Annotated in this window: 26 protein-coding genes; 15 read left to right on the forward strand and 11 right to left on the reverse strand. The window is 67.7% G+C overall.

Features of this window, described 5'->3' with window-relative positions:
- Positions 1-28 precede the first annotated feature (28 nt).
- Positions 29-1,042, forward strand: a complete 1,014-nt coding sequence (locus ACPPVW_RS09560) for an ABC transporter ATP-binding protein (RefSeq protein ID WP_426622896.1) — start codon at positions 29-31, stop codon at positions 1,040-1,042.
- A complete protein-coding gene (locus ACPPVW_RS09565; RefSeq protein ID WP_426622897.1) occupies positions 1,039-1,863 on the forward strand; it encodes an ABC transporter permease in 825 nt (274 codons plus the stop codon). The genes ACPPVW_RS09560 and ACPPVW_RS09565 overlap by 4 nt, the downstream gene beginning before the upstream one ends.
- Here ACPPVW_RS09565 and ACPPVW_RS09570 read toward each other — a convergent pair.
- Positions 1,811-3,445 carry a hypothetical protein gene (locus ACPPVW_RS09570; RefSeq protein ID WP_426622898.1) on the reverse strand — a complete coding sequence of 545 codons (1,635 nt, stop codon included), beginning with the start codon at positions 3,443-3,445 and terminating at the stop codon, positions 1,811-1,813. The two genes, ACPPVW_RS09565 and ACPPVW_RS09570, sit on opposite strands and share 53 nt — an antisense overlap.
- Before the next feature lie 29 nt (positions 3,446-3,474).
- Between ACPPVW_RS09570 and ACPPVW_RS09575 the strand changes: the two genes are divergently transcribed.
- From ACPPVW_RS09575 to ACPPVW_RS09595, 5 genes are all read left to right on the forward strand, one after another.
- Positions 3,475-3,897: a GtrA family protein gene (locus ACPPVW_RS09575; protein WP_426622899.1), complete on the forward strand. Its 423-nt coding sequence runs from the start codon at positions 3,475-3,477 to the stop codon at positions 3,895-3,897.
- Positions 3,898-3,976: 79 nt separating this feature from the next.
- Entirely contained in the window at positions 3,977-4,570 is a 594-nt protein-coding gene (locus tag ACPPVW_RS09580) for an HAD family hydrolase (RefSeq protein ID WP_426622900.1), read from the forward strand.
- On the forward strand, positions 4,560-6,722 hold the full coding sequence (locus ACPPVW_RS09585) for a lysylphosphatidylglycerol synthase transmembrane domain-containing protein (RefSeq protein WP_426622901.1): 2,163 nt from the start codon (positions 4,560-4,562) through the stop codon (positions 6,720-6,722). The genes ACPPVW_RS09580 and ACPPVW_RS09585 overlap by 11 nt, the downstream gene beginning before the upstream one ends.
- Positions 6,719-7,480: a glycosyltransferase family 2 protein gene (locus tag ACPPVW_RS09590; RefSeq protein WP_426622902.1), complete on the forward strand. Its 762-nt coding sequence runs from the start codon at positions 6,719-6,721 to the stop codon at positions 7,478-7,480. The genes ACPPVW_RS09585 and ACPPVW_RS09590 overlap by 4 nt, the downstream gene beginning before the upstream one ends.
- Entirely contained in the window at positions 7,477-8,214 is a 738-nt protein-coding gene (locus ACPPVW_RS09595; protein ID WP_426622903.1) for a glycosyltransferase family 2 protein, read from the forward strand. Before ACPPVW_RS09590 ends, ACPPVW_RS09595 begins: the two co-directional genes overlap by 4 nt.
- 17 nt (positions 8,215-8,231) lie before the next feature.
- On the opposite strand, the gene ACPPVW_RS09600 is transcribed toward ACPPVW_RS09595, so the two are convergent.
- Both ACPPVW_RS09600 and upp read right to left on the reverse strand, forming a co-directional pair.
- A complete protein-coding gene (locus tag ACPPVW_RS09600) occupies positions 8,232-8,933 on the reverse strand; it encodes a winged helix-turn-helix domain-containing protein (RefSeq protein WP_426622904.1) in 702 nt (233 codons plus the stop codon).
- A 397-nt stretch (positions 8,934-9,330) separates the two neighbouring features.
- A complete protein-coding gene (gene upp, locus ACPPVW_RS09605; RefSeq protein WP_426622905.1) occupies positions 9,331-9,963 on the reverse strand; it encodes a uracil phosphoribosyltransferase in 633 nt (210 codons plus the stop codon).
- 83 nt (positions 9,964-10,046) lie between these two features.
- Between upp and tadA the strand changes: the two genes are divergently transcribed.
- Complete coding sequence (gene tadA, locus ACPPVW_RS09610; protein WP_426622906.1) at positions 10,047-10,514, forward strand: tRNA adenosine(34) deaminase TadA; 468 nt, start codon at positions 10,047-10,049, stop codon at positions 10,512-10,514.
- A 25-nt stretch (positions 10,515-10,539) separates the two neighbouring features.
- On the opposite strand, the gene ACPPVW_RS09615 is transcribed toward tadA, so the two are convergent.
- Positions 10,540-11,256 carry a glutamine amidotransferase-related protein gene (locus ACPPVW_RS09615; RefSeq protein ID WP_426622907.1) on the reverse strand — a complete coding sequence of 239 codons (717 nt, stop codon included), beginning with the start codon at positions 11,254-11,256 and terminating at the stop codon, positions 10,540-10,542.
- Positions 11,253-12,215 (reverse strand): cation diffusion facilitator family transporter, encoded by a 963-nt coding sequence (locus tag ACPPVW_RS09620; protein WP_426622908.1) that lies wholly within the window; start codon positions 12,213-12,215, stop codon positions 11,253-11,255. Before ACPPVW_RS09620 ends, ACPPVW_RS09615 begins: the two co-directional genes overlap by 4 nt.
- Before the next feature lie 22 nt (positions 12,216-12,237).
- On the opposite strand from ACPPVW_RS09620, the gene proC reads away from it, so the two are divergent.
- Positions 12,238-13,092 carry a pyrroline-5-carboxylate reductase gene (gene proC / locus ACPPVW_RS09625; RefSeq protein WP_426622909.1) on the forward strand — a complete coding sequence of 285 codons (855 nt, stop codon included), beginning with the start codon at positions 12,238-12,240 and terminating at the stop codon, positions 13,090-13,092.
- 77 nt (positions 13,093-13,169) lie between these two features.
- Here proC and ACPPVW_RS09630 read toward each other — a convergent pair whose 3' ends face one another.
- From ACPPVW_RS09630 to ACPPVW_RS09640, 3 genes are all read right to left on the reverse strand, one after another.
- Positions 13,170-14,009: an endonuclease domain-containing protein gene (locus tag ACPPVW_RS09630; protein WP_426622910.1), complete on the reverse strand. Its 840-nt coding sequence runs from the start codon at positions 14,007-14,009 to the stop codon at positions 13,170-13,172.
- A gap of 161 nt (positions 14,010-14,170) precedes the next feature.
- A complete protein-coding gene (locus ACPPVW_RS09635; protein ID WP_426622911.1) occupies positions 14,171-14,842 on the reverse strand; it encodes a potassium channel family protein in 672 nt (223 codons plus the stop codon).
- Positions 14,835-16,271, reverse strand: a complete 1,437-nt coding sequence (locus ACPPVW_RS09640) for a TrkH family potassium uptake protein (protein ID WP_426622912.1) — start codon at positions 16,269-16,271, stop codon at positions 14,835-14,837. The genes ACPPVW_RS09635 and ACPPVW_RS09640 overlap by 8 nt, the downstream gene beginning before the upstream one ends.
- A gap of 66 nt (positions 16,272-16,337) precedes the next feature.
- Here ACPPVW_RS09640 and ACPPVW_RS09645 point away from each other — a divergent pair, with 66 nt between their 5' ends.
- The 5 genes from ACPPVW_RS09645 (at position 16,338) to ACPPVW_RS09665 (ending at position 17,920) form a co-directional block, all read left to right on the forward strand.
- On the forward strand, positions 16,338-16,754 hold the full coding sequence (locus tag ACPPVW_RS09645; RefSeq protein ID WP_426622913.1) for an ArsR/SmtB family transcription factor: 417 nt from the start codon (positions 16,338-16,340) through the stop codon (positions 16,752-16,754).
- 78 nt (positions 16,755-16,832) lie between these two features.
- Positions 16,833-17,063 (forward strand): helix-turn-helix domain-containing protein, encoded by a 231-nt coding sequence (locus tag ACPPVW_RS09650; protein ID WP_426622914.1) that lies wholly within the window; start codon positions 16,833-16,835, stop codon positions 17,061-17,063.
- Between the two features lie 68 nt (positions 17,064-17,131).
- Positions 17,132-17,230, forward strand: coding sequence for a 30S ribosomal protein bS22 (locus ACPPVW_RS09655; protein ID WP_003792170.1), 99 nt, complete (start codon positions 17,132-17,134; stop codon positions 17,228-17,230).
- A gap of 127 nt (positions 17,231-17,357) precedes the next feature.
- Positions 17,358-17,624 carry a glutaredoxin family protein gene (locus ACPPVW_RS09660; RefSeq protein ID WP_426622915.1) on the forward strand — a complete coding sequence of 89 codons (267 nt, stop codon included), beginning with the start codon at positions 17,358-17,360 and terminating at the stop codon, positions 17,622-17,624.
- Positions 17,621-17,920: a Dabb family protein gene (locus ACPPVW_RS09665; protein WP_426622916.1), complete on the forward strand. Its 300-nt coding sequence runs from the start codon at positions 17,621-17,623 to the stop codon at positions 17,918-17,920. The genes ACPPVW_RS09660 and ACPPVW_RS09665 overlap by 4 nt, the downstream gene beginning before the upstream one ends.
- 65 nt (positions 17,921-17,985) lie before the next feature.
- Here ACPPVW_RS09665 and ACPPVW_RS09670 read toward each other — a convergent pair whose 3' ends face one another.
- The 3 genes from ACPPVW_RS09670 to ACPPVW_RS09680 all read right to left on the reverse strand — a co-directional run bounded on the left by ACPPVW_RS09670 (position 17,986) and on the right by ACPPVW_RS09680 (position 19,860).
- The gene (locus ACPPVW_RS09670) at positions 17,986-18,687 is read right to left on the reverse strand and encodes a GntR family transcriptional regulator (protein ID WP_426622917.1); all 702 of its coding nucleotides are present in this window, start codon (positions 18,685-18,687) and stop codon (positions 17,986-17,988) included.
- Positions 18,687-19,382 (reverse strand): GntR family transcriptional regulator, encoded by a 696-nt coding sequence (locus ACPPVW_RS09675; RefSeq protein WP_426622918.1) that lies wholly within the window; start codon positions 19,380-19,382, stop codon positions 18,687-18,689. Before ACPPVW_RS09675 ends, ACPPVW_RS09670 begins: the two co-directional genes overlap by 1 nt.
- Before the next feature lie 91 nt (positions 19,383-19,473).
- Positions 19,474-19,860: an SHOCT domain-containing protein gene (locus ACPPVW_RS09680; RefSeq protein ID WP_426622919.1), complete on the reverse strand. Its 387-nt coding sequence runs from the start codon at positions 19,858-19,860 to the stop codon at positions 19,474-19,476.
- A gap of 103 nt (positions 19,861-19,963) precedes the next feature.
- Here ACPPVW_RS09680 and ACPPVW_RS09685 point away from each other — a divergent pair, with 103 nt between their 5' ends.
- Positions 19,964-21,886, forward strand: coding sequence for a hypothetical protein (locus tag ACPPVW_RS09685; RefSeq protein ID WP_426622920.1), 1,923 nt, complete (start codon positions 19,964-19,966; stop codon positions 21,884-21,886).
- The last annotated feature ends 10 nt before the right edge of the window (positions 21,887-21,896 follow it).

The raw sequence follows: 21,896 nt of genomic DNA on the forward strand, positions 1-21,896 counted from the left end.
GGCTGCCCGAGATGAAAGGAAGCCACCCGTGGCATCGCAGAACGGCTCGGCGCTCGTCGCCGAGCACCTCGTCAAGTCCTACAGCGGAGGTCGGGGCAAGCCCGTCATCCGCGCCGTCGACGATCTCGGCTTCGAGGTCGCCACCGGCACCGTCTTCGGACTGCTCGGCCCCAATGGGGCGGGCAAGTCCACCACCATGAAGATCTTGTCCACGCTCGCGCGCGCAGACTCCGGTTCGGCGTTCGTCGCGGGCATCGACGTCATCAGGAGCCCGGGGCGCGTACGACGTGCCATCGGCTTCGTCGCGCAGAAGCCGGTCTCCGACCCCAACGACACCGGAGCCGAGAACCTCGTCCTCGCCGGCCGGCTTCAGGGGATGAGCGGTCGCAGCGCGCGCACTCGCGCCGCGGAGCTCCTCGACAGGTTCGGGCTGACCGAGCACGCGACGCGCCAGGTCAAGGCGTACTCGGGCGGCATGGCCCGCAAGCTCGACGTGGCCATAGGCCTCATGCATCGGCCGCAGGTGCTCTTCCTCGACGAGCCGACCACCGGCCTCGATCCGGAGGCGCGCGCGGAGCTGTGGGCGGAGCTCGAGCGGATGACCGCGGCCGAGAACCTCACGGTGCTGCTCACCACCCACTACCTGGACGAGGCCGACCGGCTGGCCGATCGCCTGGCGATCGTCGACCACGGCCGGATCGTCGCGGGAGGAACGCCGGAGGAGCTGAAGAACGGCCTTCGCGGCGACGCGGTGATCGTCGAGCTGGCACCCGATGCCGACCCGTTCGCCGCACTCACGGCGCTCGAACGGGTCGACGCCCTCCGCGAGGTCCGCGGTGACGGCCGGACCCTCCGCGCGCGTGCCGGCAACGGTGCGGCGACCCTCCCGGCCGCGCTCGCCGCGTTGGAGGCCGCCGCCGTGGTCGTCGCCTCCGCCACGGTCGCCCGGCCCAGCCTGGACGACGTCTATCTGCGGCACACCGGCCGCACCTTCACGCGGGCGCAGGAGTCCGCCGAGCACGTTCTGGAGACCGCATCATGACCGCCATCGCCACCGCGTCTGCCGGCGCCGCCCGCCGGTGGGGCCCGACGTTCCTGACCCACACCCTGCTGCTCACCGGGCGCCAGCTCCGCTGGGCCGTACGGATGCCGGCCTTCCTCGTGATGAACCTGGTTCAGCCCGTGATCTGGCAGCTGCTCTTCGGGCAGCTGTTCAAATCCGTGATCGAGATCCCCGGCTTCGGGGTGGGGAAGAGCTATCTGGAGTACCTGACACCGGGCGTCGTGATGATGCTCGCGTTGTTCGGCAGCGCCTGGTCGGGCACCGTCTACATCCAGGACATGGATCGCGGGGTGATGGACCGGTTCCTCACCTCGCCCACCAACCGTGGAGCCATGATCGTCTCGACGCTGGTCTACCAGTCGATCCTCGCCGTCGCGCAGTCGCTCATCGTCGTGGGCATCGCGTTCTGGGCGGGTGCCCGGTTCGACGGCGGCCTCGCCGGGATGCTGCTCCTCCTGCTCGGGGTCGTTCTCCTCACCGCGGTGTTCTGCTCGTTCTCGAACACCGTGGCGCTGCTCGCCCGTGACCAGACCGCGCTGATCGGCATCTCGCAGCTCATCACGCTGCCGCTGATGTTCCTCAGCTCGGCGGTCATGAACACGAAGCTGTCACCGGAGTGGGTGCGGAACGTTGCAGCGTACAACCCGTTCGAGTGGGCGGTCATCGTGGGCAGGGAGGCGCTCAGCGCCGATCCCGACTGGGCGAGCCTCTGGGCCCACGCCGGCCTCCTGGCGGCGCTCGCGGTCGTCATGGCCGCTCTCGCGACCAGCGCGTTCCGTGTGTATCAGCGCTCCGCATGAGCTTCTTTCGCGATGGGATCGAGCGGAGGATGAAGAACCCGAGCAGCGCCCAGCCCACGAGGTACACCGGCCAGTAGTACATGAAGAAATTCGCCGGCGCTGTGATGAAGGTGATGCCGACTTGCGTGATCAGCAGGCCGAAGATCGCCGCGAACAGCCAGCGCCGGCGGAGCAACGCCACGAAGAACGAGGCGATGATGCCCAGAAGGAGGGGAAGGATGGTCCACACGATGGTCGTGAGCGGTGTCGGTGCAGTGCCGCTCGGGATGGTCAGCAGGGTGCGGATGGTCGTGTTCCGAACACCGTCCCAGAACGGCACCGCAGTAGGGTTGCGTTCTTCGAAGTCGGCGATGAGGTGGCCGTTGCTCCCGTCGAGGAACCTTGTCTGGATATCCGGGCCGGGAACGTCGCCGACCGAGTTCGTCGCCAGGAACGTCTGACTCCTGGCGCTGAGGAATGCAAGTGGGTTCTCGGCGACGAGCGAGATGAAGCCGAGTTGGAAGCCCCTGAGATGCGCTTGATAATCGGTGCGGAGCAGCGGCTTCTCGAAGAAGGCCGGAATGTTGTAGACGCTCGAGTTCTCGCGCAGCACGTCGAGATCGACGACCTTGTCGATCGCCTCCAGATTCTGCGTCAGGTTGGGCCCGCCGAGCGGATGCTGGAGCATTTCGGACAGCGGGTTGACGACGGCGGTGACCGAGTACCGCGGACTCGTCGTTACGGCGGTGACACCGCCGGCCCCGACGATCACGAGCCCGCTGGCCAGGATCGCTGCCACGGCCGTACGGGTGCGCACTCCCGCCTGGGTGGGTCGGAAGATCCGCAGCGAGATGGCGAGTACGGGGATCAGTGCGAGCAGGAGGATGGCTTCTGATCGCCAGAACGCGACGATGCTGATGGCACTGGTGAGGAAGAAGAACTCGCGGTAGCGGTTGGTGACGAGTTCAGGGCGCAGGTGGACGACCAGGATGCGGAAGAGAGCGGCGAGTTCGATGTAGCCCATCGGCATGGCGCGCATCGGGTACTGGTTGAAGAGCAGGACGGGGAACGACAGGAAGGGGATCAGCAGGAGGTAGGCGAGGGCGGGTCGCGGCACGAGCGACCACGAGCGGGCGATGACGTAGCCGGCGACGAATGACCCGAATACATATTGGACAATGAGGATGCCGGCGGGGGTGGGGATGAGACTGAGCGCTACTCCGAAGTAAAGGCTGGTGAAGACGTGCTGCCAGAGCTGGACGGAGTTCGCCTGCACGGCCCTCAAGATGTAGAACTCGTCCCAGACCCAATAACCGGGCCACGTCAGGATCAATATCACCGTGTTCACGGCGACGAGAGCGAGGCCGACGGCCAGCCACCGACGGTATGCCGGGTCGCCCTCGCGGACACGCGCGAAGAATCGTCGTGCGTAGAGGATCGACAGGGTCAACAGTGCAAGAAACAGGATCCGCACCACGCACCACATCGCGAAATGCACGATCGACGTGAAAGGCGGATCGAAGGCGACAATCGACGACAACACGATGAGTGGAACGCCGACGATGAGCGCGATGAGCCCAGACGAGAGTATGGGACGCGTCATAATTCGCATTACGGTATAATACATGGATTATGCGGATTTTAGATTTCAGCGAGCGCGCGTTTCCGCTGTTCCGCCAGCTGCTGCGCTTCTTGTCGACCACGGTCGTCGGCGTGGCGATCGATGTCGGCGGATTCGTCCTTCTGGCGATGATCGGACTCCCGGCGGGCATTGCGAACATGACAAGTGCGGGCGTCTCCGTGCTCGCGGTCTATGCACTCAGCCGCGGGATGGTCTTCCCGGGGAGGCACACGGCTGGCGGACTGCTCGCGTTCTTCGGGTGGTACGCGGTCTCGATCCTGCTCTTCTCCTGGCTCATCCAGTGGGGGGTCGATGTGTTAGCGATCCCGGAGCTGCTGGCGAAACTGATCTCCCTCCCGCTCTCGTTCACCCTTAACTTCATCGCGGTCCGATCGATCTTCGCTGTCGTCGATCGCGGCGTAACGCGAGGGTGACGGATGACAGGTGAAAACCGTGATGCTTTAGCCGTGAATGCTTGGATCTCTGCCATTTGAGTACTTTACCCTTGTATTCATGACCGCCTTCGAACCTCAGCAGAATGTGGTCCGCGCGGTCTTCACCGACCTCGACGGAACTCTCGTCTCGACCAGACGTGCGAATTTCGCTGCCTACCGCGACGCCCTGGGTGCAGCGGGCGTCGAGTTCCCCTGGGAGACCTTCCTCTCGACGTGGGGTGAGGACTCCCGAGACTTCCTGCCTCGAATCGCGCCGGGTCTCAGCCGGGCGCAGATCGACGAGGTGCGTGCTGAAAAGGCGCGCCGCTATCCGGAGCACCTGCGTGCCACCGAGCTGAACGAGCCGTTGGTCCGGCTTCTGCGCACCTGGGCGTCGACCGTCCCCGTCGCCCTCGTCACGACAGCGAAGCGTGCGGGTGTCGACGCCGTGATCGCACACCATGGGCTCCAGAGTCTGTTCTCCTTCATCGTCTGCGGCGACGACATCGAGCGTTCCAAGCCGGCACCCGAGGCCTACGCCCTCGCAGTCGAGACCGTCGGACTCCAGCCGGAGCAGTGCATCACCTTCGAGGACTCCGAGGTCGGCATCGAGTCGGCGCAGCGCGCTGGTGTCGCCGTCATCCGAGTCACGTGGTCCGGCGATGAGAACTAGGGGCTCTCGCCTTCGCACCGGCCTGCTCGTCACGGCTGTCGTCGGGATAATCGTCTTCGCCCTGGCGAACACGGAGCACATCATCTCGGTCTTCGCCGCCTGGCCTGCGCAGCTCGACCTGTTCTGGATCGGCGTCGCAATGGTTCTCGTCCTCCTCGGAAACGTGGCCAGGGCGGTCCGTACGAAGACGGTCCTCGACCAGGCGCGCCCCGGCAAGCTCCATCACCATCTGGACGCTCTCTCGGTCGGCGTGCTGTTCAACATCCTGTTGCCGTTCCGTGCGGGCGAGATCGCCCGCGCAGGAGTGCTCAGCCGCCGCCTGCGGATCAGCCTGCTCTACACCGCGACCGCGATCTCGATCGAGCGCCTGCTCGACGTGGCCGTGGTGGCCGGCGCTCTGCTGATGTTCGGCGCTTTCGCCGGCCTGTCGTTCGATGCGCTGGGTGCCGCGGTGCCGATGCTCGTATTCGTGACTGCGGTCATCGTGCTTTTCGTGCTCTTCGTCCGCGAAAACCGCGTGCTCATGCGACTGGTGTTCGCCCTCACCGGGTTCCTCGCCGACGGACCGCGCGCGCGGCTCCGGATGTCGTCCTGGTCGCTCATCCACGGTTACCAGGCTCTGCTGCGGTCTCCCGCCCAGTTGCTCAGGTACGCCGTCGCTTTCGTCCTGTCCTGGAGCGGGTACCTCCTGGCGGTGTACATCATCCTGGAGCGTGTATTCGCCTCCTCGGCCGTCCGCCCGGTCGGCGCGGGTGTGTTCGCTCCGTTCGTCTTCCCCGAGACGCTCTTCGGCCTGCCGTTCCTCTCCGACTACGGGATCGAGCTCGGTCTCCACCTCACCGCGGTCGGCGCCATCACCGACCCGATCTGGTTGCTCTCGCTCGCTTTCGTGATCTGGACCGTGCTGAACCTGCCCACGGCGCTGTACGGCGTTGTCCGGCTGTTCAGCAGGTCGTTCTTCGGGCGCGTCGATGACGACGCCTCGGCCGGGACCGTCGCACGACTCGACAGGAGCAACCACCGGGACCACGAACTCGCCAGTTTCGTCGACTCGTTCCTGCGTCGCGACGACCTCGCCGTGATCATGCACAAAATGGAGGTGGGCGGCGACCTCGAGGTGCTTCGGTTCTTCAAAGGCGGCTCGGATGCGGTCACGGCTCTCGTCCGCGACGACGGCGAGACCCGCGTTCGGAAAGTCGTCCCCGAGCGGTATCGCGAGAAGCTCGCGCAGCAGTATCGATGGCTGCAGAGCCACAGCGATACCCCATCGATGGTGCGCGCGCTGAGCCAAGCCGACGGGCCCGGCTACTACTTCTTCGACATCGAATTCGATCCGCGCATGACCACCATGTTCCGGTACGTGCACGCTGCGCCGGCCGAGGCCGCGGAGCGCGCGCTTCTCCACGTGTGGAACACGCTGTTCGATCACGTCTACGACCTCCGACCAGAGATGCGGCACCCGGACGCTCTTGCCACGTACGTCCGTGACCGTCTGACCGATCGGCTCGGTCACGCGGCACAACAGCACGCCGAGCTCGCCGCCGTCCTCGAATGCGACACCGTCGTGATTCGCGGGCGCGAGTACCCCAACCTCCATCGTCTGCTCGCCGACATCACCGCGAACGAGCGAGCTTGGACGGATCTGGAGACGTACCGCGAGTCCTCCTCGATCCATGGTGACCTCACCATCGACAACCTGCTCATCGATCAGGAGAGCGGGCAGGTGCTCATCATCGACCCGTCCGACGACAACCAGGTCCGTGGTCCGGTGCTCGACTTCGCCCGGCACTTCCAGTCGCTCTGGGGAGGCTACGAGTTCCTCAACGAAAGCGACCAGCGACCGGACGTGAGGATCGACGAAGCCGCGAGTCGCGCCGAGATCGGCTTCGAGTCGTACCGCTCCGCGAGCTACCACGAGCTGTCCGAGTGGACAGAGTGTCTCGCAGCCGACCGCCTGACACCGAGCGAGCTGCGCAGCCTCCCGTTCCACGTCGGCCTGTTGTACGGACGGATGCTCAGTCACCGGGTCGTCATCGAACCAGAGACGGCGCTCATGTACTACGCACGCTCTGTCCAGTTCCTCCACCAGTTCCATGCGCAGTACGGTCCCGCCCGACTGACTGCCGAGACTCGACCAGCGGAGCAGCCGTGAAGACGATCATCGCCATCCCCGCCTACAACTGCGCCCCGCAACTCCCGCGTGTGCTCGCCGGGCTCGACCCGGAGCGCGCGCGCACCGTGCACGAAGTCTGGGTCGTCGACAACGGCAGCACCGACGGGACCGCAGAAGTCGCCGTCCAGTTGGCCGCAGGCTGGAGCAACCTGCGCGTGTTCCGCAACCGGCGAAACGTGAACCTCGGCGGCACGCACAAGACGGTCTTCCTCAAGGCCCGGGAGGCCGGGGCGACCCACGTCGTCATCCTCCACGGTGACGATCAGGCGAAGGCCCAGGAGGCGTACGAGCTCATCGCCTTGGCCGCCGTGGGGGGCCCGCAGACGATCCTCGGATCGCGATTCGCGCGCGGTGCGCGCCTGCACGGTTACGACGCCAAGCGGATTCTCGGGAACCGCGTTCTCAACGGCATCTACTCGCTCGGGACGCTACGGGTGCTGACGGATCTCGGCTCCGGTCTCAACCTCTTCGCACTCGACGACCTCGACTCGCGAACCTACCTGCGCTTCGGGGACAAGTTGAGCTTCAACTACGAACTCATCCTCGACCTGATCGGACGGGGTGTCGACTTCCGTTACCTTCCGATCACCTGGCGTGAGGAAGACCAGGTGTCGAATGCGCGGAACGTCCGCGTCTTCACCGACGGGCTCTCGATCCTGGCGCGCTGGCGCTTCCGTCGTGACCCGTGGGGGCCGCCCGCCCCCGCCACCGATTACGAATGGGACCGACTCGCATGACCGACGCACTTCAGATCGTCCTCCCGATGGCCGGGCTCGGCCAGCGCTTCCGGGCGGTGGGAGAAGTCCTCCCGAAGCCGCTCATCGACGTGGACGGCGAGCCCATGTTCCGCAAGGCGCTGTCGTCGCTCGCCGACGCGGGTGTCACCGGCGAGGTCACCGCCGTGATCCGCTCGGAGCTTCAGCGCGATCACGGCCTCGGCACGGCGCTCATGGAGGCGCTGCCGGGGCTGAAGGTGGTGGAGGTGCCGGCTCCGACCGGTGGTGCTGCGGAGACCGTCCTCGCCGCTCCTCTCGACCCGGAGCGGCCTCTGCTCGTGATGGACTGCGACATCGCCTTCGAGAGCGACGGCTACGCGTCGGAGATCGCGAAGGCGGCGGCCGGTGCCGCCGACGGCGTGCTGCTGTCGTTCCGGTCGTCGGACCCGCGTTACAGCTTCGCGGAGACCGATGCGGAGGGCCGCGTCGTCCGCACCGCCGAGAAGGTCGCCATCTCGGAGAACGCGCTGATGGGCGTCTACTTCTTCAGCCGGGCCGGCGACTTCGTGGCCGCGGCCGAAGAGGTGGTGGCCGCCGCTCGGGCATCGGAGACGCCCGAGTCGTACCTTTCACTCGTCTACAACCGGCTGCTCGACCGGGGCGCGGCCATCGCGCTCGCCACGGGCACCTTCTACTGCTTCGGAACCCCCGAGGAGCTCGCGGCCTACCGCGAGACGCACCTTCCGGTCGCCTGAGGCGGCGTCCCTCCGACTCAGAAGAGGTCGGGGGAGGGAGCGCTCGCGTGGCGGATGGAGACGTCCGCGTGGCGGTCGAAGCGGTAGCCGACGCCCCGCACTGTGCGAACGATGTCCTCGTACCGGCCGAGCTTGGCGCGCAGGCGCCGCACGTGCACGTCGATCGTGCGCTCGTTCGGGATCTCGTCTTCGTCGGCGCTCGACCACAGCGACGAGATCAGTTCGGCGCGCTCGATGGTGCGGCCTTCCCGCAGCACGAGGTACTGCAGCAGCTCGAATTCCTTGTAGGTGAGCGAGACGGTCTGGTTGTCGAGGATGAGACGCTTGCGCGAGATGTCGACCACGACGCCGGAAGCGGCGCGGTCATCGTCTTCGTCGGGGGCCACGGTGTGGCGGTGCTTGGCGATCGCGGCCGGGTCCTGCAGTGCGAGGCGCACGACGTCGACATCGCGGCCACCGGCGCCGGCCGGGGCGAGAGCGACGGCGGCGTAGGTCTCGGCGGCGGGTGCGAGTTCGGCGGTCAGCTGCTTGAGTGCCTCCACGATGCGGCCCAGGTCGGTGCCGGACGCGGCGGCCTTCAGCTCGTCGATGCCGACGTAGAGGACGAAGCCGCGGGCCTCGGTGCCCTCCGGGACGGCGCGGAGACGCGGAGCCGGAGCGGCGACCTGCTCGGCGAGGGCGGCGGAGGGACGCAGGGTGTCGATGGTGGCGAGAGACATGAGAGGAAGTCCTTCAGTGATGATGATGCGTCCGGACCCCGTTGCGGCTGCGCCTCTGCCGAGGCTGCGCCGGATGTCAGGGTTCCCGGTGTGACGAGATGTCCCGATTCAGAACGGGACTGATGCACGGGTGCGTTCGTGTGGCGCGCCCGGGGAGCTGTGCCCGGCGTCGACGCTCGTCTGCGTCGGAGGGCGACCGCTCGGCGAAAGGGTCGTCAGATTAGCGACACATTCGGCAACACATGACCGAGTCGCGGCCGGGCATCATCATGCCGGCGTTCCCACGGGCCTCGAAGGAGGTCAGGGTACGCGAGTTGTCAGTCATGTCGAGTAGTAAACCGTCTCATGGCGCGCGGTGTCAAATCGTTACGGTATGTTGCGAGCCTTCTCGGCGGCTTTACACAGTGCCGTACAGGCGGTCACCGGCGTCCCCGAGACCGGGCACGATGTATCCGTTCTCGTTTAGGCGCTCGTCGAGGGCGCCGAGCACGATGGTCACATCGCGGCCCTCCGTCGCCTTCTCGAGAGCCTCCAAGCCCTCCGGTGCGGCCAGGATGCAGATGGCGGTGACGTCGACGGCGTTGCGCTTGAACAGGAAGTCGATCGCGGCGCCGAGCGAGCCTCCCGTCGCCAGCATCGGGTCGAGCACGAAGCACTGCCGGTCGGAGAGGTCCATCGGCAGCCGTTCGGCGTACGTGGTCGGCTCGAGGGTCACCTCGTTGCGCGCCATCCCGAGGAAGCCCACTTCGGCGGTCGGCATCAGCCGGACCATGCCCTCCAGCATCCCGAGCCCCGCGCGCAGGATGGGCACGACCAGCGGTCGCGGCTGGCTGAGGGTGACGCCGGTCGTCGTCGTCACGGGCGTCTCGATCTGCACCGGCTCGACCCGCACGGCCCGCGTCGCCTCGTAGGCGAGCAGCGTGACGAGCTCCTCTGTCAGCGCGCGGAACACCGGAGACGGGGTGTCCTTGTTGCGGAGCACGGAGAGCTTGTGGGTGATGAGAGGGTGGTCAGCTACGTGCACTCGCATAGGCTCAGGCTAGCCGAACCCCCTCGCGCGCAGATCTGTCGCGAACCGACCTGCCCACGCGGGGACCTGCCAGAGGAGGACCCGTGACCCTGCCCGTTCCCGCCGACTACGAGGAGTGGATGCGCCGCGCCATCGCGGACGCGCGCCTCGCCTTCGACACCGGGGACGTGCCGGTCGCGGCGCTCGTGGTCGACGAGCGCGGGCAGGTCATCGGCACCGGCCGGAACGAGCGCGAGCTCGACCGCGACCCGACAGCGCACGCCGAGATCCTCGCACTGCGTGCCGCGGCGGCCTCCCGCGACGACTGGCACCTCGAGGGCTGCACCCTGGTCGTGACCCTGGAGCCGTGCGTGATGTGCGCGGGCGCCGTGCTGGCCGCGCGGGTGCCGACGGTCGTGTTCGGGGCTTGGGACGAGAAGGCAGGGGCGGCCGGCTCGGTCTACGACGTGCTGCGCGACCGCCGGCTCAATCATCAGGTGTCGGTGTATCCCGGTGTGCTCGCCGAAGACTGCGCCGACCTCCTGCTCGACTTCTTCCGCGCCAAGCGCTGAGCGCCGCGCCCCGGACAACCGCCCGTCAGGCCGGGAGGGCCTCCAGCCACTCGGAGAACGCTGCTCGGGAGGCCTCCTCCATCCGGGCGGAGTAGAGCTCGCGGTCCTCGCGCAGCGCCTCCGGATCAATTGCGTGCGCGTCGAGCTCGCCCGTTCCCTGAGGATTCGTGCCGTCTGCGACCCACTGCTCGTGCATCGCGTCCGTCACCTCGGGATGGAACTGCACCGCCAGTGCGAAACCCCCGATCGCGAAGGCCTCGTTGGAGTAATCGCTCGACGACGCCAGCAGGGTGGCCCGCTCCGGCAGCTCGAACGTGTCGCCGTGCCACTCGACCACGGGGACACCCGCGAAGTGCCGGATAGGCGACGCCGAGCCGGCCTCGGTCGGCTCGACGCGGCGGAAACCGATCTGGGTGGTGTCGCCCTTGTAGACGCGCTCGCCGAGCGCCCCCGCCATCAGCTGTGCGCCCAGGCACACGCCGAGCGTCGGCCGCTCCGCGTCGAGTCGAGAGCGCAGCAGCGCCTGCTCGGCGGCGAGGAACGGGAACTGCTCGGTCTGGTGGGCGCCCATCTCGCCGCCGAGCACGACGACGAGGTCGGCCTCGGCCGGGTCGATCGCGGCGACGTCCTCGGTCGTGACGTCCACGATGCGCAGATCGTACCCGTGCTCGGTGAGGACGGGACCGATGTTGCCGAGGTGGATGGTCGGGTCATGCTGAAGGATCAGCGCGGTACGGGTCACTCGAGTCCTTTGATGACGATGGTGTCGGTGGCGGGATGCTGCTCGTTCGGGTCCACCCAGACGTCGGGCTCGATGTAGATCACGCGGGCGACGGGGACCGCCTCGCGGATGCGGCTCTCGATCGCGTCGATCGCGGCCGCGACCTCCGTCAGAGGCAGACTGCCGGCGAGACCGAGCTTGGCGCCGACGAGCAGCTCGTCAGGCCCGAGGTAGAGCGTGCGCATGTGGATGATGCGCTCGGCCTCGTCGCCCGCCAGGATCGCGCGCTCGATGGCTGTGACGTCGGTGTCGGAGGCTCCCTCGCCGACGAGGAGGCTCTTGGTCTCGATGCCGAGGATGATCGCCACGGCGACGAGGAGCAGGCCGATCAGGACGGTGCCGACGCCGTCCCAGACACCGTTGCCGGTGAGGATCGTGAGCCCGACGCCGACGAGCGCGAAGACGAGTCCGACCAGAGCGGCGACGTCCTCCAGCAGCACAACGGGCAGCTCGGGGGCCTTGGCGCGGCGGATGAATTGCGGCCAGGACATCCCCTTGCGGAGCGGGTTGGACTCGTGGATGGCGGTGCGGAGCGAGAAGGACTCCAGCCCGATCGCGATGAACAGCACCAGCAGCGGCAGCCACCCGTTCTCCAGAGGGTGGGGATGGGTCAGCTTCTCCACACCCTCATAAAGTGAGAAGACGCCGCCGACGGAGAACAGGATGATCGAGACGACGAACGCGTACACGTAACGCTCGCGCCCGTAGCCGAACGGGTGTTCCTTGTCGGCCTTCTTCTTCGCCTGGCGACCGCCGAGCAGGAGGAGTAGCTGGTTGCCGGAGTCGGCGACCGAGTGCACGCCCTCCGCGAGCATCGAGGAGGAACCGGAGAAGGCCCAGGCGATGAACTTCGTCAGGGCGATGCCCAGGTTGGCGGCGAAGGCCGCGACGATCGCCCTGGTACCGCCTTCTGCGCTCATGCCCTCATCCTAGGATGGCCCCATGACCGACACGCAGAACGTCACGCTGCCCACCATCGCGATGCTCGGCGCGGGCTCGATGGGCCGTGCCATCCTTGCCGGGCTGACCGCTCCGGGCGTGGAGGTGACGGGCGGGATCCGCGTCACCAACCGCTCCGCCGCACGCGCGGCCAAGCTCGCCGGCATCCGCGGCGTCACGGCCTTGGCGACCGAGCGGAACGCTGCGGCGAACCGCCTCGCCGTCGACGGCGCCGTCATCGTGATCGTGGCCGTCAAGCCCGCGATGGTGCCCGATCTCCTGCGCGAGATCGCGCCGTCGCTGAACCCGGGGACCATCGTCGTCAGCGTGGCCGCCGGGGTCACCGTGGCGACGTTCGAGTCGCTGCTGCCGGAGACCGTCGTGGTCGTCCGCTCGATGCCGAACACGCCCGCGCTCGTCGGCAAGGCCGTCACCGGGATCAGCCCGGGGAACCGCTCGGAGCCCGACGACCTCGCCCTCGTGCGTGCGCTCTTCGAGACCGTGGGTGAGGTCGTGGAGGTGCCGGAGTCGCAGCTCGACGCGCTCAGCACCATCTCCGGCTCCGGGCCCGCGTACGTGTTCTTCCTGGTAGAGGCCCTGACCTCCGCCGCTCTCGAGAAGGGCTTCACACCAGAGCAGGCGCGCACGCTCGTGAACGGAACCTTCCTCGGCGCCTCCGAGCTGCTGGTCGCCTCGGGGGAAGACCCCGCTGAGCTGCGCCGGCGGGTCACGAGCCCCAACGGCACCACCGAGCGCGCCATCGAGGTGCTCGCCGCTGCCGACCTCCCCGCCCTCTTCGCCCGAGCCACCGACGCCGCCTTGGCCCGCGCCCGCGAACTCGCCGCGACCACCCCCTGACCCCTCAACCGTCGAGTACGCGCATAATCGGTCAGAAACGGTCGAGTACGTAGATACTCTGCGCACTCGACGGTTGCTTAGCGGCTGAGGGAGCGACGGAGGGCGGTGCGGACTCGTGCTGCGACGGCAGGAAGCCAGTCGGCGGCGGTGACGAAGACGACATCCCAGCCGCGGTCGACGAGCAGCTCGCGACGTGCGATGTCGTTACGGTACGCCGCGGGTGTGGCGCGATGATGGTCGCCGAGGTATTCGATCGCGACTTTGTACGCTGGATACGCCAGATCGATCATGGCGGCGGTGCGGCCGTTGGAACCCGCGACGCGATAGTTCAGCTCGGGCGCAGGCAGACGCGCGTCTTCGAGTGCCAGCCGGAGTCGCGACTCTCGCGGTGACAGCGACCCGTATCGGATCCGCTCCGACGCGGCGCGGAGATTGCGGACGCCTCGGTGTCTGCCATGGCGGTGCAGGGCGGCGTCGAGCTGAGAACGGGTCGCCGGAGGGGTGCCCCCGTCGTACGGCTCGGACCCCGTGATCACGTAGTCACCAGCAGCGACGAGATCGACGTGAGCGAGCAGTCCTCCGAGGTGGACCCAGGTATCCTCCGGCGACACCAGGCGAAGCCCGCGAACAGTGACGACCCGTTGTCCCGTCGGTGTCAGCTGGTGGGAGCGCACGCCGCGCAAGCGGGGCGAGCGATGCGGCTCGAACACGCTGATGTCCACCTGATCCGGCACAGCGTTCGCGGGGAGCGGGAAGCCGTGCAGGGTCGCGGCAGAGCGGTGGGAGACGGCCGCATGCTTCGGCAGCACGACCATCGCAGCGCGGCACAGTTCGAGGTGATCCGTCGGCGCGTGACGGGCACGCATTCCATGAAACGGCGCAGCGAACCCGCCGCCGTACAGTTCCCACCGTGACATTCCCTCGGCAAGCGCGTCCCGCGATCTGAACCCATCCATCCGCCCACCCAACCGCAAAGTGCGACTTCCTGCAGAAGTTATCCACAGCCCCGCCGTCGAGTACGCGCATAATCGATCAGAAAGGGCCGAATACGGGGATAGTTCGCGTACTCGGCAGGCCGCTAAGCGTCGAGGGCGGCGAAGCGCTCGATGTCGGCGGAGGAGCCGGAGACGATGACGAGGTCGTGATTGGAGACCACCGTGTCGGCGGTGGCGTACGTGAACGGCTTTCCAGGGCTCTTCACGCCGACGACCGTGATGTTGTAGCGGCTGCGCACACCGGACGCCGACAAGGTGACGCCGCGGATCGGCCTCGGCGGGAACATCTTCACCAGCGCGAAGTCGTCGTCGAACTCGATGAAGTCGAGCATCCTCCCCGACACCAGGTGCGCCACCCGCGCGCCGGCCTCCGCCTCGGGGTAGATGACGTGGTTGGCGCCGATGCGCTCGAGGATCTTGCCGTGCGACTGCGAAATCGCCTTGGTCCAGATCTGCGGCACGTGGAGGTCGACCAGGTTCGCGGTGATGAGCACACTGGCCTCGATGGACGACCCGACGGCCACGACGGCGATGGAGAAGTCCTCCGCACCGATCTGCCGCAGTGTCTCGATCGAGCGGGCGTCCGCCTGCACGGCGTGCGTGACCCGGTCGGCCCACTTCTGCACGAGCCCGGCATCCGTGTCGATCGCGAGGACCTCCCTGCCCAGCCGGTCGAGCTGCCCGGCCGTCGCCGCGCCGAAGCGGCCGAGGCCGATCACCAGAACGGGAGCGTTGTGCTTGATCCGGTCAACCAACGAGCGGCCTTTCCTCGGGGTTCTGGTAGAGCTGCTTGCGCTGGCTCTGGGCGAGCGCCGCGGCGAGTGTCACTGTACCAACGCGGCCGCAGAACATCGTGGCGACCATCACGTAGACGCCGGCGTCTGGCAGCTTCTCGGTGAGTCCGGTCGAGAGCCCGCAGGTCGCGAACGCCGAGATGACGTCGAACAGCACATGGTCGAACGGCGCCTTCGTGATCTGCAGGATCAGGATGCTCGCTACGGCCACGATCGTCGCTCCCCATAGCGCCACCGCGACCGACAGTCGCAGCACGTCGATCGGGATGCGGCGCTTGAAGGCGTCCATCGACTCCACGCCGCGCGCCTCCGCGAACGCCGCGAGGAACAGCACCGCCAGCGTCGTCACCTTGATGCCGCCGGCGGTGGAGGCCGACCCGCCCCCGATGAACATCAGCATGTCGGTGACGAGCAGGCTCGAGCCGTGCAGTTCGTCGATCGGGATGGTCGCGAAGCCTCCCGACCGTGACATCGTCGAGAGGAAGAACGACTGGAAGACTGTGTGCCCGACATCCAGGTGACCGAACGTCTTGGGGTTGTCGTATTCGAGCACGACGTAGAGCACGGCCCCGGCCACGAGCAGGATGACCGAGGTCAGCAGGGTGAGCTTGACGTGGATCGACCAGCGCCTGCGCCGTTTGCGCAGATTGGAGGCGATGGCCAAGATGACCGGAAACCCGATCGCGCCGAGGAACACGCCGATCATGAGCGCACCGAGGAACCAGTAGTCGTTCAGGAACGGCGTGAGGCCCTCGGCGTTCGGTGCGAAGCCGGTGTTGGTGAACGCCATCGCCGAGTAGTAGACGCTCTCCCAGAGCGAGGTGCCGACGTCTATCCCGGCGATGAGCATGCGCGGGAAGAGCAGGAGCGCGACGCCGCCCTCGATGACGACCATGCTGATCGCGACGGTGCGCAAGAGCTTGCCGACCTCGCCGAGCAGTACCGCCTGGCCCTCCGCCACCGGGCCGGCGTGGATGCGCTGCGAGTTGCTGTCGCTGGCGGCCATGAGCTTGGCGCGCAGGCCGAGACGGCGCGAGATCACGAGACCGAGGATGCTCGCCATCGTCAGCACGCCCACTGCGCCGACCTGTACCCCGACGTAGACGAGCAGGTGCCCGAACACCGACCAGTGGGTCGCCATGTCGACCGTCGAGAGGCCGGTGACGCAGATGACCGACACTGCACTGAACAGCGAGTCGGCCAGCCCGGTCCAGGTGCCCGAGGCCGAGGAGACCGGGAGTGAGAACAGCAGGGTGAAGATCAGGATCAGCAGTGCGAAGACGAGGATCGCGAACCGCGAAGGACTGCGCTGCGCGAAGGCGTTGAGCGCCGCTCGAGCGCGTCCCCTCGCGGCCGCTGAACCCCGGAGGGCCGCCTGCGTCGTGCGCATCGTCCGTTCCTCCCACCGACAGCTTCGGACATGGTACTCCGCCACCCGTACGACTAGCCTGGTGCAATGGCCGACATCTTCGACGTGATCGCCGACCCGACTCGGCGCGACATCCTCAGAGTGCTGCTCGAGCGCAACTCGGATGACTCGCGTCCCACCAGTGAGATCTCGGTCTCGGAGATCGTGGCCACCCTCGAGCTCAGCCAGCCGACCGTCTCCAAGCACCTGAAGGTGCTGCGCGAGGCCTCCTTGGTGTCGGTGCGCGAAGAGGGCCAGCACCGCTTCTACCGGCTCGACCCTGCCCCGTTGGAGGCCGTGGAGGACTGGGTGATCCCGTTCACCGCCCCCGACGTCGACCTGACGGAGTACTCTGCCCAGCTGGCCGACGAGACACGCGAGTTCGCGAGCACGGTCGGCAAGGTGCTCGCCGACACCCGCCGCCGCGTCGAGCGCGTCACGCCGAAGAAATGGCGTAGAGACTGAACCATCGAAGCGCCTAGAGTTCGCTAGTTCCCCGTCGTCACTAGCCGAGTACGATAACGGGCAGGAGAGGGACACCGCATGGTTCACGAAGGGGGCTCGAACGCCCTACAGGATGTGCGCTTCCTGACGGTCGCCGAAGTGGCCGACATGATGCGCGTCTCGCGAATGACCGTCTACAGACTCGTCCATGCCGGTGAGCTCCCGGCCATCCGTTTCGGCCGGTCGTTCCGCGTTCCGGAGTCGGCTGTGGCGGAGGCGTTGAAGACCGTCGCGCCCCAGCTCGACGGCGGCGTCGCAGACTCGGCGTGAAGTCGGGTAGACTAGCTGCTTGTGTCGCCGCGTGTCCCGCGGCAAACCCCTAACTTTGTGAGGTCTACGTGGGTTCCGTTATCAAGAAGCGTCGCAAGCGTATGGCGAAGAAGAAGCACCGCAAGCTTCTTCGCAAGACGCGCCACCAGCGTCGCAACAAGAAGTAGACCTCAGCGTCTGCTGCTCGAGCGCCGGTCCGAGAGGGTCGGCGCTTTCTGCTGTGAGGGCGCTGCGCCGTGAGCTCAGCCTGCTGTGCGCGCGGGCTGCTGCGGGGACGGCGGTTAGGCTTGTCCCGTGTCCACCGTCACCGTCACGCTCATCGGCAAGCCCGGCTGTCACCTGTGCGACGACGCGCGTGAGGTGATCCGCTCGGTGATCGCGGCCCTGCCCGACGATGCTCCTGGTGTAGAGGTCGAAGAGCGCAGCATCCTCGACGACGCCGAGCTCCACGAGCGGTACGTGGAGGACATCCCTGTCGTGCTGATCGACGGCCGGCAGCACACCTACTGGCGTGTCGACCCGACGCGTCTGCGCACCGCCCTGCTGGAGGAGGAACGTTGACCCTGCGTCACGTGGTCATGTGGAAGCTCGCGTCGACGGATGAGGCCGAGCGCGCCGGTCAGGCGGTGCGGATCAAGGCCGGCCTGGAGTCGCTCCCCGCCGCTATCCCCGAGATCCTGCGCTTCGAGGTGGGCATCAACTCCCTTCCGGTCAACGAGTTCGACGTGGTGCTGGTCAGCGACTTCGCCGACGAGGCTGCCCTGCAGCGCTATGTCGCGCACCCCGAGCACGAGAAGGTGGCGTCGTACATCCGATCGGTCGTCTCGGGTCGCGCAGCAGTCGACGCCGCGGACTGAAGGCGGCCTGAACGCGGCCGTGCCCGGCGCCTGTCGGCACCGGGCACGGTTCTGCGCGCTGGCGGTCAGACGACCGGGCTCTCTTCGATCTCTTCGTCGGAGCGACGGTAGTCCGCGAGGAACTGCGTGAGCGAGGACGCGTACAGGTCCCGCACCAGATCACCCGCTTTTGCGCCGTCGTGGGCCTTCGCCGCCTCGAGGATCTCGGCGACGCGGCCGGGCAGGTCGTCCGTGTCGAACGGCTGCTTCCACACCGCGATGTAGCGCAGCACCTGCGGGCTCAGCCCCTCGCTGATCCAGAGCAGAACGGCGTTGTCGCTGTTGCGCTCGAACTCGAGGAAGAAGTCGTTGAGCGCGCGGCCGAGGCCGGGGAGGCTTTTCGACTTCGCGGCCTTGCGGATCTCCTTGAGGGCCTTGTCCTGTCGGCTCAGGGTCGCGCTGTCGAGCGTGGGTACGGAGCTCCGGGCCGCGTACTCGTGCAGGAGCCCCGTCGTATAGATGGCCTCGTCGATGGCCCGCAAGTCGATGGGGGCGACGCGCGTGTAGCGGTTGGGCGCCATCTCGACCAGGCCGATGTCGGCGAGCTTCATCAGGGCCTCGCGGATCGGCGTTCGGGAGACGCCCAGCCAGGCTGTGAGCTTCTCGTCGAGGAGGGTCTCACCCGGCTCGAGAGTGCCGTCGAGGATGCCTTCGTAGAGACGGTTGTAGACGACGTCGCGCAGCAACTGGCGTTCGACCGGAGCGGAGTCTTTCACGGGAAGCGGCATCAGCGCCCCTCCTTCACAGTGGGTACGGCCTTCGTGGCGAACTCGTCGACGACAGTGACGAGGCCCTTGGTCCAGAATTCGGCGATGGCGTTCGCGGCCTTGACGCCGTTGCCGGCGACGGCGGCGTCGACGGCCGCCTTGGCGTGCGGCGCGCCCTTGGTGAAGGCGTTGGAGGTGGGGGCCGCGATCAGCGCCCGCCGCACCTCGGGGAGGCGGCGAGTGAAGAGCTTGGCGATCGTGCGGTTGTCGAGCCGGCGGACGAAGACGTTGATGAAGCCGTCGGTGAGGACGCGTTCACGCACCAGGTCGGCCATCTCCGTGCCGTCTCCGACCCGCTCCTTGAACGCGCGAAGGGCGTCCCTGTCGTCGTCGGTGAGGAGGGACGTGGCGTCGCGCACGACACCGGTCATGAGGCTGCCGACGGTGTCGATCAGAGCCCGCAGCCGCACCGGGTCGATCGGAGTGACTCTGGTGCGTTTCTGCGGCATGATCTCGACGAGGCCCATGGCGGCCAGCTGGTTGAGCGCTTCGCGGACCGGGGTGCGGGAGACCCCGACCCACTTCTCGATCTCAGCGTCGTAGAGCTGTTCGCCGGGGGTGAGGTCCCCGTCGACAATAGCGTCGAGCAGACGAATGAAGACTTCGTCACGAATGAGCCGTCGGGGACTGACGGCTTCTGCAATGGGTACAGGCATACATGAATATTACATCCACCTGCGTCGGATTCAAGACAATGGTGTCACGGGTTTTTAATGGCGTGTCGCGCACCGCGCGGTCACGACGAAATTAGAAGCGGTTTCCCAGGGCCTTGGCCTTCAGCGCGTCGAACTCGTTCTTGCTGATGACGCCCTTGTCGAGCAGCTCCTGCGCCTGCTGGATGTCGGCCGCGGGCGTCGCGGATGGGGTGGGGTGCGTGTAGTAGTCCGTGTCCTCCGGAACCGTCGCGCGCGAGCGGGAGTTGCGCTCGGCCATGCCGCGACCGCGCGCGATCAGGTACACCAGCGCGGTGAGCCACGGGACGAAGATCAGGAAGATCACCCAGACGGCCTTCCACCACCCGTTGAGCTTCTCGTCGCGGAACAGGTCGACCAGGATCGTGAAGAGGACCATCAGGTAGGCGACGAAGGCGAAAGCCCAGAAGATCAGCCAGAAGAAGTTCCAGAATCCGTTCACGACGAGCTCCTCTCGATTGCGCACAACGTAGCGGGGAGGGGACGCGTCTGGCTAGACGGCAGGGCGCACGGGCGACGAAGGAGGGCGCGGTTAGGCTGACCGCATGCTCAGCCAGCTGCCCCCGCGCCTCTGGCGGGGACGGACGGCCGCCGGCTGGACGGCGCTCGTGGTCGGGCTGGTCGTGGGCGTGCCTCTCGCGCTCGCGATCGGACTCGTGCTGCTGGCGACGGGAGTCGCGGCGGCCGTCGTCGTACTGGTCGCGAGCCTCCTCCTGTTCGCCGCCGAGTGGGCGTGGTACGCGATCGAGCGCGCGCGACGGCAGTCGTATCCCTGGCCGGCGCCCGCCCCACGCCGACACCGGTCGCGGAGGACCACGCTGAGCGGTCTGTACCTGTCCGCGGCGCCACGACTGACCGGTGGCGTCGCGCGGCTCGCGGCGTGGCTGTTCTCGCCGCTCGCGCTCCTGATCGGCGTCGTGGGCATTGTGCGGCCGCGCTGGCGGGCACGGCCGTATCTCGCGGTGTACACACTTCCGGCGCTGCTGCGCAAGACGGTCGCGCTCGGCCGGAGGCGCGGGCTGCTGCGCGACGGGCACGACGCCGTGCTGCTCGGCTACGACGGCCTTCTCCAGCAGCGGTTCCCGCTCCTGCACGACTTCCTCCGCTGGTGGGACGACCCGGGCGCCGGCGACGACTACACGCCGTCGCCCGGGCTGGTCGACGTGTCGGCCGGCCTCCTCGGGCTGGAGCTCGGCCCGCACCCCGACCCGCTCGGCCGTACCGGGCTCGCGGCGGGTGCGATGCGGCGTCGGTCGGTGCACACGCTTCGCGACCTCCTGCTCAGCCAGCGCGAGATCGACGACCTCTGCGACCCCGACCTCGACGAGCGCATCGACACCGCGGTGATCCGTCTGGTCGAGCGGGAGCACGAGGGCGTGCGGCACTGGATCGTGCAGTTCCCGAGCACGAAGTCGTGGCACCCCCGCCCCGGTGTCGCACCGAACGACCTGACGGCCGATCTGGTGATCGGCGCAGAGCACGAGGCGACGATCACCCGCGCGGCCCTCGTGACCATGCGGGAGGCCGGCATCGCAGCGGGGGAGCCCATCGTGCTCGCCGGATTCAGTCTCGGTGGCATGGTCGCCGCGCAGGTCGCCGCACGCGCGCACGCGGCCGGGTTCACCGTGACCCACCTCGTGGTCGCCGGCTCCCCGCTCGGCCGCCTCCCGATCCCGGCCGGCATCCGCGCGCTGGCGATCGAGCACGTGCTGGACCCCGTGCCGCGCCTCGACGGCAGGGAGAACCGGGTGCGGCTCGACGTCGACGACTCCGAAGTGCTCGTCACCGTCAAGGCGGGACCAGCGCTCTCTCCCGGATTCCGCCTGGGCGCTCTCCACCAGGCGATCGCGTACGCCGACACCGCCGGCGCGATCGAGAACGAGCCGCCCGGCGCACCGGTGGTCACGCTGCTGGCGGAGCTGCGGCCCTTCTTCGGCGGAGGCCAGACGGTTCACGACCGCGCGGCGTTGCGGGCCGGCAACCTCCCTGCTCGGCCTGCGGTGCCGTTCTATCTGCACAGCACCGTGGAGGAGGGGATCACGAAGGATGCCCTGCGGCAGACGCTGCGGCGCCTGGCCGGGGTCTACGCGGTCGACGTGTACCAGTCGCGCGGTGGGCTCGCTACGACGATCCTGTGGAGCGCGGACATACTGGTGCGCACGCTCGACCCGTGGCTGGCAGCCACGCGCCGCGCGGCGATCTACCGCGGCCTGCTGTCTCTGCTCGGGCGGCGCCGCGCCGTCGGCATTCACCTGCGACTCCAGGCGCGCGCCACGCCGGGGCTCATCTGGGAGGCGACGTTGCAGCGGATGCCCGACGGCAGGTGGCGCGAGACGATCGACATAACGGTGGACGACCGGGCCAGGGCGGCGGACGTGACACGGCTGTTCCCCCATGGAGTGAGGACCAGGGTGGTGCTGCACCGGCCGGACGCGTTCGAGCCGGTGCTCGACGGGGCCGGAGTCTGAGCCGCGGCCG

This window comes from Leifsonia sp. McL0607 (assembly GCF_049993355.1).
In the GTDB taxonomy this organism is placed as follows: Bacteria; Actinomycetota; Actinomycetes; order Actinomycetales; family Microbacteriaceae; genus Leifsonia.

Bases quoted from the DNA above. Each gene is read 5' to 3' on its own strand.
- ACPPVW_RS09620 (WP_426622908.1), bottom strand. From the start codon at position 12,215: ATGAGCGCAGAAGGCGGTACCAGGGCGATCGTCGCGGCCTTCGCCGCC.
- ACPPVW_RS09675 (WP_426622918.1), bottom strand. From the start codon at position 19,382: ATGCCTGTACCCATTGCAGAAGCCGTCAGTCCCCGACGGCTCATTCGT.
- ACPPVW_RS09565 (WP_426622897.1), top strand. From the start codon at position 1,039: ATGACCGCCATCGCCACCGCGTCTGCCGGCGCCGCCCGCCGGTGGGGC.
- ACPPVW_RS09650 (WP_426622914.1), top strand. From the start codon at position 16,833: ATGGTTCACGAAGGGGGCTCGAACGCCCTACAGGATGTGCGCTTCCTG.
- ACPPVW_RS09570 (WP_426622898.1), bottom strand. From the start codon at position 3,445: ATGACGCGTCCCATACTCTCGTCTGGGCTCATCGCGCTCATCGTCGGC.
- ACPPVW_RS09575 (WP_426622899.1), top strand. From the start codon at position 3,475: ATGCGGATTTTAGATTTCAGCGAGCGCGCGTTTCCGCTGTTCCGCCAG.
- ACPPVW_RS09600 (WP_426622904.1), bottom strand. From the start codon at position 8,933: ATGTCTCTCGCCACCATCGACACCCTGCGTCCCTCCGCCGCCCTCGCC.
- ACPPVW_RS09585 (WP_426622901.1), top strand. From the start codon at position 4,560: ATGAGAACTAGGGGCTCTCGCCTTCGCACCGGCCTGCTCGTCACGGCT.
- proC (WP_426622909.1), top strand. From the start codon at position 12,238: ATGACCGACACGCAGAACGTCACGCTGCCCACCATCGCGATGCTCGGC.
- ACPPVW_RS09645 (WP_426622913.1), top strand. From the start codon at position 16,338: ATGGCCGACATCTTCGACGTGATCGCCGACCCGACTCGGCGCGACATC.
- ACPPVW_RS09670 (WP_426622917.1), bottom strand. From the start codon at position 18,687: ATGCCGCTTCCCGTGAAAGACTCCGCTCCGGTCGAACGCCAGTTGCTG.
- ACPPVW_RS09595 (WP_426622903.1), top strand. From the start codon at position 7,477: ATGACCGACGCACTTCAGATCGTCCTCCCGATGGCCGGGCTCGGCCAG.
- ACPPVW_RS09630 (WP_426622910.1), bottom strand. From the start codon at position 14,009: ATGTCACGGTGGGAACTGTACGGCGGCGGGTTCGCTGCGCCGTTTCAT.
- ACPPVW_RS09685 (WP_426622920.1), top strand. From the start codon at position 19,964: ATGCTCAGCCAGCTGCCCCCGCGCCTCTGGCGGGGACGGACGGCCGCC.
- ACPPVW_RS09580 (WP_426622900.1), top strand. From the start codon at position 3,977: ATGACCGCCTTCGAACCTCAGCAGAATGTGGTCCGCGCGGTCTTCACC.
- upp (WP_426622905.1), bottom strand. From the start codon at position 9,963: ATGCGAGTGCACGTAGCTGACCACCCTCTCATCACCCACAAGCTCTCC.
- ACPPVW_RS09640 (WP_426622912.1), bottom strand. From the start codon at position 16,271: ATGCGCACGACGCAGGCGGCCCTCCGGGGTTCAGCGGCCGCGAGGGGA.